Raw genomic sequence first — 10506 nt, 5'->3', positions numbered from 1 at the left:
AATCGACGACAGTAGGGGCCTCAAGTGGTGACTATGGAGGTAGAACATGTATGTTCAGCGCGATGCTGACAGAAGGATTCTCAGCGTAAGCAAGGTAGCGACGGCGCAGTGTACAGAGCAGGTTGACGCTGATGACTCGGATCTGCTGCAGTTCCTCGCCGAGGTCAAGGGGGCTGATGAACGTGTTCGTCTCCAGCAGTCGGACCTTGATTTCGTGCGTGTGCTGGAGGACGTGCTGGACCTGCTGATGGACAAGGGAGTCATCAGCTTCACTGACCTTCCGCAGGCTGCTCGAGACAAGATCATGCAGCGTCAGTCGCTGCGCCGCCGTTATAACGATGTTGACCTGGTCGGAGATGATGAGCCTCTGATCTAGTCTTGCTACGAGCTACGAGCAGCCCAAGCTGTAAGCTGTACGTTAGAAGCTGTAAGTAACCTCGAATGTGAACCTTGGGCCCTGTACCTATGGGGTTTGGGGGTGGTGCTTGACAGCTCGTCGCTCGATACCCAGGGACTTACGGCATACGGCTAACGGCAGGTCCTGTGACGCCATCGAGACCGATCTCGAACAGTGTCTCAATGTCGTCCTCATTCTGTACGCCTTCGGCAATCGCCAGTATTGCCAGAGAGTGACATAGCGTTGCCATGCCCCGCAGGATGGTCTGCTGCTCAGGGCTTTGGCTGACGCCATTGGTCAGAGTGGCATCCAGTTTGATGTAGGAGAGCCCAAGGTCCTGAAGATCTCCCAACTGGCGGAAGGCAGCTCCGACATGTTCGATGCCCACATGACAGCCGAATGGCCTTAGCGTCTGGCAGAGGTAACGTAAGCCCTCGACATCCATACGTGCAATCGATTCCGGCACTTCGATCCACAGTCTGGTTGCAGCCTCTGGATTGGTACTGAGGCGCTGCTGCATCATTAGTATCAGGTTTGGATACATGACTGACTCGTGGGACAGGTTTATTCCCAGAGGTTGCTGATGGTTGTTGATGGTTTTCAGTGCTTCATCGAGCACCTTCAGGTCGAGGTCATCATGTAGGCGCAGGCGCGAAATCCATGGCATGAAAGTACTCGACTGGTGCCATTGTCCCTTGAGGTTGAGGCGGGCTGGAGCCTCAAAATGCAGCAGTTGCCGCTGGCTATCGACCACCGGGTATTGGCCCAGCATGATGCCATGGTCCATGGCTGCCAGTAGTGCTTCGCGCCAATCGGCTCGGGATTGGTACAGGGATACGCAGGATGTATCGCGACAGACCTCAATCCCTCTACCGCCGCGACTTTCCGCAAGCGACAGCGCTCCATCCAGTTTTGACAGCAGACTTGCGCGGTCGTCACCAAAGCTATAGTTGGCAAAGGCGGCAGGCAGACTGAGGAGTGGGACGTGTTGGGATGTCATGGCGCCCAGGGAGTCTTCGATACGCTCAAGTGCCCAGTCCTGGTCGACGTTGCCACACAGCTGTAGGGCAAAATCGCTGCCATTGAGCCGGCCAACATGACCATTGCCATGTGCTTCGGCCACAGTCTTCAGCCGTTTGCTGAGATCTTGAAGTAACAGGTCCGTGTAAGCGTGGCCGTGGTGTTCGTTGATGCGAGCGAGATCTGTGGCTCTGACCAGGACTACGCAGCCGTAACTGGTGCCGTCCTCCTGAGCCAGTTGGAAGGTGAGGCGATCGATAAAGGCCTCGCGTGTCATCGCACCAGTGGTCGAGTCGTGCAATAGCTGACGGCGCAGGCGTTCAATCTGCTCACTCTCTCGTTCAAGCATTTGACGAACGCTGGCCGAGAGTCGGTTCATGGCGTTCGATACCTCGCGAAGCTCCAGGGTGTGAGGCAGCGGGGAGGTGGTGAATCGGCGCTGGCTGATATCGTTGGCCTGACGAGTGACCGAACGTAAGGGGTCGCGAATTCGACGAACAATGATATAGGCAATGACCATGCTGATCATGCCTGCTGCGGCGAACCAGGCGGCCATGCGTAACGCACTTTGCCACAGTGACACATAAGCGTAGTCGTGCTGGCTATGCAGAGTCACGATGCCGTATTGCCGCCACCCGTCCTGTATCACAGCTTCTCCGGGCGGTACATCGAAAGCGACGATTGCACTGAACCAGGCTGGTACCTGTGGATCGATTTCGTTTGCGGTACGACGGACGATCATGTCACCGGAAATATCGGTGAGTTTGATTTCGCGGTAGTGCCCCGTATCGAATTGTGCGGAAACCAGCAGTTCGAGGGTAACTTCATCCTTGGGCAATTGCGTCATCGCCAATGCCAGAGCGTTGGCATTGTCTGCATTCTTGATGCCTACTTCCTGCTCGAGATAAGCGCGGCTACTGGTCATTGCGACCAGTAGGCTGCCGCCAAAGGCGAGCAGGAGTACTGCAGATATAGCCAGCCAGAGTTGTTTTACAAGTGACATGAAGTGTTCCCTTGACTGCTGATGCACGTGCCCAGTGGTTAATTGATTCCCTGACGCTGCATGCGTTCGATGACACTACGCCAACGTGATAGGCGGGCCATGGGGTCTGCTCTGGATTGAGTCGAGGCACCGGCCCAGAGGCCGCTACCATTGAAGCTGAACAGTGGATCCAGATCGTTTCTTTGCCCTGCACGTCTGATGGTGGTGACAAGGTTGTCGAGGATCAGAGGTTCCGAGGCAGGGGTTTCGTAGTAGCCAAGTACCATATGCGCCTGGCTGATCGCGCTACGCCCGATGCGTGCGCGGACATAGATCATGCGTAACTTGTCGATGGGGGTGCCGAGTTCCTTCAGCGTCATGTACTTGGCGATCGAGAAATCCTCGCAATCGCCTGCGCCTCGGCCGAGAGCCTCGGCGGGAGTTGCCCAGTAATCGCTTTCGCCCCAGATAGTGTGGTCCTCTAGCCAGCGCATGTTGTCGTTGAAGAAATCGTTTACTTCATGTAGCTGCGTTGCAATATCCTCGCCGCGTAGACGCTCGATCAATGCCAGCCATTGGTTGATGATGGACTCGCCGACACTGCCATACTCGGCCTGCATCACCTGACGCAGGCGCACGACATCGATAGCTGCCTGGCTGTGGCTTGAAAAGCCGATGAACATCAGCAGCATGACGATACCGGCAACCAGCGGGCGCCAGATATCGTGAATTCTTGTTCGCGCCGCCATGGCAAGCATGGCGCGAATGTCCTTCATGGCCCGCGTAGCCTATTTGGTTGTAATCATTATATGCATCTGGAATGCCTGAGGCGGCATGCTCTGGTCAACATACAACGACTCGAGGACATGGTCATCCAGGCCTTGTGGGTTGACACCAACAATGATCGATCATAAAGGTTCGCGCGTCACATCCAGACTGGTGTCAACTGACGGGTGCCAGGCGGCTGAGGGGGTGGCCGGGAGCGGGATGAGCACGGAGGCGTTGCGCGGAAAAACTGCGTTGACTGGCGGGGTATTTGATACTGGGGCTATTGGTTGCTGGGAGCTATTGGTTGTGGAGAACATCGCACTTTCCGCGTCCATGTGGAAAGTGCAGTTACCGGAGGCGATACGGTGGGTTTCTGGCAGAGTCGTTATCAAGGCCGCCTTTTATTGTGAACTGTGGTGAGTGCGTGAGCAGTTGATGACCGGATTGGCATACTGCGACAACCACCAGCAGCGAAGGGCTTCTGGAACTTCAGCGAGCCGCTGCGTGAAGCGGGTACGGTCGGCATCAGTCACTTCGCTCATATCGAGTAGTTCGGGATGGGTGCCGAGCGCCTCGAGAGCCAGATAATGACTGGGAAACAGGTGGTAGCCACCAAGCACCTGGCGGTCAATTTCCTCGGCAACCTGTTCTGGAGTCTCGAACTCGTTACCCAGCGGGGTGCCGAAACGCAGGTGTACGCGGCCCTTGTGGCCGGTGATGCCGGCGACAATAGAGCTGATGTCCTCGAATTCGCTCTTGCGGTACTCACCTTCCTCATTGACCGCCTTGAGCTCACGTGCCTTCTGCACATCGCAGGGGTCGTACTCGTAGCTGATCGACACCGGTACCAGACGCAGCTCCTTGATGCCCTCACCGAGCGGGGCCTGACGGTTGTCGGCACGGTGGGCCATGGTCATCATCTTGATGATTGCTGGATCGGTGCAATCGATACCATCCTTGGCTCGGCCCTCGCGTTGGGCCATCCAGATCGAGTGGTTATCGCTGCAGATCGAGTGGCGAATGTAACTGGATAGATTGAGATAGGCGGTCAGCATGGCACGCTTGCCACGAGCGCTACGTGGGACGATAAAGCTCTTGTTGAGCCGCATCAGATCGGTGACGTAAGGCTTTTTCAGCAGGTTGTCGCCGATGGCAATGCGTACGGTATCACGACCAGCGAGATACAGTGCGTAGTTGACGAAAGCCGGATCCAGCGAGATATCACGGTGGTTGCCGATAAACAGGTAGGCGGTATCGCTGTCCAGTTTATCGAGCCCATCGACCTGAAAACTATCGGTGGAAGTGCGCAACATGCGTTGCATATAAGCGGCAATGCGTCCCTGAAAATCGCGTACGGTACATACACCACGAGTCTCACGCTTGATCACCCAACTGGCGAGGGCGCGTGATGTACGCGGCATGATGTGGGACATGCGCGGCAAGCGGTAGCGGGTCAGGGCACCCAGCAGCTCAGTGTCCTCGGCCAGTCGGGTGAGGGTGGCGGACACCTCATCGTCCTGGTAAGGGCGAATATCGTGCCAGGGATCCTGGCTTATAGGGTCATGTGTCGATGTCATGATGTTGCCGCAAGAGATACGTTATCCATGCTCGAGTGACTGGTTGCCTCACCCCCGAGCCAGTCGATCAGTCGGTCAACGCTTTCACTGAGAGCCTGGGCCATCAGTAGAAAATCGGTTTCCATGCGCACCATCGCATCATCACCATCATCGGTCTGGTTGGCTTCTTCGACGAGAGCATCGTCAAAGGCCAGCGACTTGACGGCGAGGTCGTCGTGCAGGACAAAGCGCAGCCGGCCTTCGAGGCCCAGAGCCAGCTTGCTGGCCTGGCGACCACTTTCCAGTAGACGCTGGATATCATCACTATCGAGGTCGACCTGACGTGCTCGCAGGACTCCATCGTCACCCTTGGCCTTGAGCTCGACCTGATCGCCAAGCAGCATATCAGCCGGACGTGCCGCGGGGTCAGTCAGCCAGGTGGTCATTGCTCGAATTGGCAAGGTTTGTGCTGCCAATGGTGTGACCTTGAGGCTGCCCAGCGACTCCCGCAGAAGGTCGAGAAGCTCTTCGGCGCGTTTTCTGCTTGAGGTGTTGATGGCAATCATATTGCGTCGACTGTCCCACCAGAGGTCGGTCTTCTGGCTGCGCACGAATGCACGCGGCAGCAGTTCCTCATAGACCTGCTCCTTGATGCCTTGTTTTTCCTGACGACGCAGTTTGCGGCTTTCCCGAGCTTCTATTTCGGCGACACGCTCATCGACTTCCTCGCGAACGACAGAGGCCGGCAGGATGCGCTCCTGGCGCAGTGCGGTCATCAACCGATGTCCCTGCAGTTCATGAAGGTACTGGACGCCGGCCCGCCCCGCGGGTGTTGTCCAGCCGATTCTACGCGCTTCCGCGCCACCTAGTGGACGAAATGCCTGGTCGGCCAGAGCCGATTCCAGCTGGGTACTGTCGAGGCTGCTGGCGTCGTGCAGGCGGTAGAGATGCAAGTGCTTGAACCACATGAAGCATTTCCCGGTACAGAAAGGACGCACATTATGGACAATGGCGGCGATGGGTTCCAGTGGCGAAATGCCTGAACACAACCAAGGTCGTGCATGCTGTCGCGCGGGGTTCAAGTGGTGAACATGATGTCAAACGTATGTTTGAAATTGCGACCGATCGACCTTACTCTGCCAACTGTGAGCAGGGGCCCTGATCGTGGGGCTGCTTCATAAAGCCATGCTTCATAAAGCCATGCTTCATGAAACCAGGCTTCATAAAACCAGGCTTCATAAAACCAGGCTTCATTAAACGAAAGGACCGTTCCAGATGGACGACAACATCACAACAATCGAACTGCGCGTACGTGGCTATCACCTCGATGGCTACGGTCATGTCAATCACGCGCGCTATCTCGAGTTTCTCGAGGAAGGGCGTTGGGATTACTTTGATCACCATGCTGCACTGATGGATCAGCTCCGGGATGGACAGATTGCTTTTGTGGTGGTCAACCTCAATATCGATTATCGCGCTGCAGCGGTCGCAGGAGATGATCTGGTTGTGGAAACGCAGCTGGCTGAAGTGGGCTCGCGTAGTGCGAAAATGGTTCAGGAGATTCGTCGTCGCAGCGACCAGCAACGGGTCTGCCGCGCGGTTCTGACCTTTGTGCTGCTGAATGTCGCTGAGAACAGTGCGATGACTATCGAAGGCTCGTTGCGTGAGTCGTTGAGCGCGCTGGTTGCTGCTCAGAAAAGTCAGTCTGCATAAGTAATGAGGGACGCTGCGCGGAGGCGTCTATCGATGGTATGCTATTGCGCTGTATTTGTGCGCCTTGCCATGTTGTGACGCGCCTACCTGTTGCTGCGCAAAGGACTTGACGACCCATGGGTGACATCGCCAGAGAGATTCTGCCAGTCAATATCGAGGACGAGCTCAAGCAGTCGTATCTCGATTACGCGATGAGCGTAATCATTGGCCGCGCGTTACCGGACGTACGCGATGGTCTCAAGCCAGTTCATCGTCGCGTGCTGTTCGCGATGCATGAGCTGAGTAATGACTGGAACAAGCCCTACAAGAAGTCCGCCCGTGTCGTGGGCGACGTAATTGGTAAGTATCACCCACACGGCGACAGTGCGGTATACGACACCATCGTGCGCATGGCGCAGAACTTCTCCATGCGGCATGTGCTGGTCGACGGCCAGGGCAACTTCGGTTCCATCGATGGCGATAATGCCGCTGCCATGCGTTACACCGAGGTGCGCATGGCGAGGCTGGCCCACGAACTGCTGGCCGACCTGGAGAAGGACACCGTCGATTGGGTCGACAACTACGACGGCACCGAACGCATACCTGACGTGTTGCCGACCCGCGTGCCCAACCTGCTGATCAATGGCTCCTCGGGCATCGCTGTTGGCATGGCGACCAATATCCCGCCGCACAACATGGTGGAAATCATCAACGGCTGCCTGGCGCTGATCGATGATTACACCCTGACCGTCGATGACTTGATGGAATACATCCCGGGGCCAGACTTCCCGACCGGGGGTATCATCAATGGCCGTGCCGGGATCCTCGATGCCTATCGCACCGGGCGTGGGCGTATCTATGTGCGTGCCTGTCATACCATCGAGCACGACGACAAGAGTGGCCGCGATCACATCATCGTTACCGAGCTTCCCTATCAGGTAAACAAGGCGCGTCTGATCGAGAAGATCGCCGAGCTGGTCAAGGACAAGAAGATCGACGGCATTGCCGAGCTGCGCGACGAGTCCGACAAGGATGGTTTGCGTGTGGTGATCGAGGTCAAGCGTGGCGAGAGTGGCGATGTGGTGGTCAACAACCTCTTCGCCCAGACTCAGCTGCAGAACGTCTTCGGTATCAATATGGTTGCGCTGGAGGATGGCGAGCCGAAGACCATGAACCTCAAGCAGGTCCTTGAAGCGTTCATTCGTCACCGCCGCGAAGTCGTTACCCGCCGGACCCTGTTCGAATTACGCAAGGCGCGTGAGCGTGGACATATCCTTGAAGGTTTGGCAGTTGCGATCTCCAACATCGATGAGGTGATCGAGCTGATCAAGGCTTCGCCGAATGCGGCAGAGGCCAGGGAGAAGCTGCTGGCTCGCGGTTGGCAGCCAGGCCAGGTCACTGACATGTTGGAGCGTGCGGGTGCGACATCGTGCAAGCCGGAGGACCTGGAAGAAGGTTACGGTCTGTTGGAAGGCAGCAGCGAATATCGTCTGTCTCCGGCTCAGGCTCAGGCAATTCTCGAGCTGCGTCTGCACCGCTTGACTGGACTCGAAACCGAAAAGCTGCTCGATGAGTATCTTTCGATTCTGAAGTCCATTGCCGAACTGATGGCGATTCTGGCGTCATCCGAGCGTCTGCTCGAAGTCATCCGTGAAGAACTGGAAGCGGTTCGTGATCAGTACGGAGATGAGCGTCGCACCGAAATTCAGGCCAGCCGTCTCGACCTGTCGATCGAAGACCTGATCGCCGAGGAAGACATGGTGGTGACGGTCTCGCGCAGTGGTTATGCCAAGACCCAGCCGTTGTCGGATTACCAGGCGCAGCGCCGTGGTGGTCGTGGCAAATCGGCGACCTCGATGAAGGATGAGGATGTCATCGAGCACCTGCTGGTGGCCTCGACTCATGACACGGTGTTGTTGTTCTCCAATCGTGGCAAGGTCTACTGGCTCAAGGTCTATGAGATGCCGGCGGCCAGCCGCGGTTCGCGTGGCAAGCCGCTGGTCAATATGCTGCCGCTGGAGGAAGGTGAGTCGATCAACGCCATCCTGCCGGTCAATGAGTATGATCCCAACTGTTACATCTTCTTCGCGACCGCGAGCGGTACCGTTAAGCGTACCAGCCTTGAGCAGTTCTCACGTCCGCGTAGCGTGGGCCTGATTGCCATCGACCTGGAAGAAGGCGATCGTCTGATAGGCGCAGCCATTACTTCCGGTAGCGATCACGCCATGCTGCTGTCTTCCAACGGCAAGGCGATTCGCTTCGAGGAAACTCAGGTTCGTGCCATGGGTCGTACCGCACGCGGTGTACGAGGCATGCGTCTGTTGGGCGGAGCGGAAGTCATCAGCTTGATCATTCCGCAGAGCCGTGAAATCGATGCCGATGCTGACGCTGGCGAAGAAGAGGCCGTTGCCGTCGAGCAGGGCACTTCCAGCGACGATCAGATCTATATCCTCACCGCGAGCGAGAATGGCTATGGCAAGCGGACTCGTCTCGAGGAATTCCCGCTACGAGGTCGTGGTGGTCAGGGAGTTATTGCCATACAGACCAGCGAGCGTAATGGATCAATGGTCGCTGCCATGCAGGTTTACTCCAGCGACGAGATGATGCTGATTACCGACCGTGGCACTCTGGTGCGCACACGGGTTGGTGAAGTTTCGATCACTTCGCGTAACACCCAGGGCGTGATGTTGATTCGTCTGGGTGAGGCGGAGTCTCTGGTCAAGACCGTGCGTATTGAAGAGCTCGATGAGGAAGATGTTGTCGCTGAGGTTGATGGCGAGACTGTCGACGGTGGCGACATCGAGAATGGTGCAGGCAACACCGATGCTGGAGACAATTCGAGCGGCGAGTCTCAGGCCGACGATGATGCTGCGGAAGGCAGCGGTAACGATAACGAAGAATAATTCGTGTCCCGCGTCCCCGGCTGCGGTCGATAGGTTGCCGGGGGCGCGAGTATAGACAATCAGTGAAGGACACTGGACACCCATGACGCGTCACTACAATTTCTGTGCGGGGCCAGCAGCTCTGCCGACGGCGGTGCTCGAAAGGGCCCGTGAGGAAATGCTCGATTACCAGGGGCGTGGTCTTTCGGTAATGGAAATGAGCCACCGCTCTGACGAGTACGTGGCGATTGCCGAGAAGGCCGAGGCCGATTTGCGTGAGTTGCTGAACGTACCGAGCAACTACCGAATTCTGTTTACCCAGGGCGGGGCGACTCAGCAGTTTGCTGCCGTGCCCTGGAACCTTCTTGGTCCGGGTGGCACGGCCAATTTCATTGAAACCGGCATCTGGGGCAAGAAAGCTATCCAGGAGGCGCGGCATCTGTTTGGTGCCGCGCATGTCGCGGCATCCAGTGCCGAGAGCGGACATGTGGCAGTACCTCGTCAGCAGGACATTGCCTTGTCCAGTGACGCAGCTTATCTGCATTTCACGCCCAACGAGACCATTGGAGGCCTGGCCTTCGATTATCTGCCCCACACTCAGCGTGAAGATGGTATTGAAGTACCGTTGGTCGCGGACCTTTCCTCGTCGATCCTGTCGGCGCCGCTGGACGTTTCGCGTTATGGGGTTATCTACGCCGGTGCCCAGAAGAACATTGGTCCCGCAGGGCTGGTGGTGGTGATTGTCCGCGAAGATCTGCTGGATCGTGCGCGTGACGATATGCCAACCCTGTTCAGCTACCGTCAACTGGCCGAGGCGGGGTCGATGATCAATACGCCTGCCACTTACAGCTGGTATCTGGCGGGGTTGGTTTTTGACTGGCTGAAGAATGATGTCGGTGGCCTCGACGCCATGGATGCCATCAATCAGCGTAAGTCCGACAAGCTCTATGCTGCCATTGATGGTAGCGCTCTCTACAGTAACCCGATAGCCCCCATCAATCGCTCGCGCATGAACGTGCCTTTTGTGCTGGCTGACAGTCGCCTCGACAGCGATTTTCTTGTCGAGGCTGAACAGGCGGGGCTATTGAATCTCAAGGGGCATCGTAGTGTGGGCGGTATGCGTGCCAGCATCTACAACGCGGTGCCGGAAGCTGCGGTGGATGCATTGGTAGCGTTCATGAATGACTTTGAGCAGCGGCGGGGCTGATC

At 56.9% G+C, this 10506-nt stretch carries 8 protein-coding genes; 4 read left to right on the top strand and 4 right to left on the bottom strand.

What is annotated here, in order from left to right; all coding sequences use genetic code 11:
• Positions 1–46: 46 nt before the first annotated feature.
• On the top strand, positions 47–376 hold the full coding sequence (locus AR456_RS11255) for a hypothetical protein (RefSeq protein ID WP_021817287.1): 330 nt from the start codon (positions 47–49) through the stop codon (positions 374–376).
• A gap of 139 nt (positions 377–515) precedes the next feature.
• On the opposite strand, the gene AR456_RS11250 is transcribed toward AR456_RS11255, so the two are convergent.
• The 4 genes from AR456_RS11250 to AR456_RS11230 all read right to left on the bottom strand — a co-directional run bounded on the left by AR456_RS11250 (position 516) and on the right by AR456_RS11230 (position 5691).
• Complete coding sequence (locus AR456_RS11250; protein WP_021817288.1) at positions 516–2420, bottom strand: EAL domain-containing protein; 1905 nt, start codon at positions 2418–2420, stop codon at positions 516–518.
• A 38-nt stretch (positions 2421–2458) separates the two neighbouring features.
• The gene (locus AR456_RS11245) at positions 2459–3175 is read right to left on the bottom strand and encodes a transglutaminase-like cysteine peptidase (protein WP_417935317.1); all 717 of its coding nucleotides are present in this window, start codon (positions 3173–3175) and stop codon (positions 2459–2461) included.
• A gap of 393 nt (positions 3176–3568) precedes the next feature.
• Positions 3569–4744 carry a 1-acyl-sn-glycerol-3-phosphate acyltransferase gene (locus AR456_RS11235; protein ID WP_021817291.1) on the bottom strand — a complete coding sequence of 392 codons (1176 nt, stop codon included), beginning with the start codon at positions 4742–4744 and terminating at the stop codon, positions 3569–3571.
• Complete coding sequence (locus tag AR456_RS11230) at positions 4741–5691, bottom strand: recombination-associated protein RdgC (protein ID WP_021817292.1); 951 nt, start codon at positions 5689–5691, stop codon at positions 4741–4743. The genes AR456_RS11235 and AR456_RS11230 overlap by 4 nt, the downstream gene beginning before the upstream one ends.
• A gap of 307 nt (positions 5692–5998) precedes the next feature.
• Here AR456_RS11230 and AR456_RS11225 point away from each other — a divergent pair, with 307 nt between their 5' ends.
• From AR456_RS11225 to serC, 3 genes are all read left to right on the top strand, one after another.
• Positions 5999–6436: an acyl-CoA thioesterase gene (locus AR456_RS11225; protein ID WP_021817294.1), complete on the top strand. Its 438-nt coding sequence runs from the start codon at positions 5999–6001 to the stop codon at positions 6434–6436.
• 116 nt (positions 6437–6552) lie between these two features.
• Complete coding sequence (gene gyrA, locus AR456_RS11220; protein ID WP_021817295.1) at positions 6553–9318, top strand: DNA gyrase subunit A; 2766 nt, start codon at positions 6553–6555, stop codon at positions 9316–9318.
• Between the two features lie 82 nt (positions 9319–9400).
• Positions 9401–10504: a 3-phosphoserine/phosphohydroxythreonine transaminase gene (gene serC, locus AR456_RS11215; protein WP_021817296.1), complete on the top strand. Its 1104-nt coding sequence runs from the start codon at positions 9401–9403 to the stop codon at positions 10502–10504.
• The last annotated feature ends 2 nt before the right edge of the window (positions 10505–10506 follow it).

The organism is Halomonas huangheensis, from assembly GCF_001431725.1.
Taxonomy (GTDB): domain Bacteria; phylum Pseudomonadota; class Gammaproteobacteria; order Pseudomonadales; family Halomonadaceae; genus Halomonas; species Halomonas huangheensis.
This window is presented reverse-complemented; position numbering and strand designations above follow the sequence as displayed.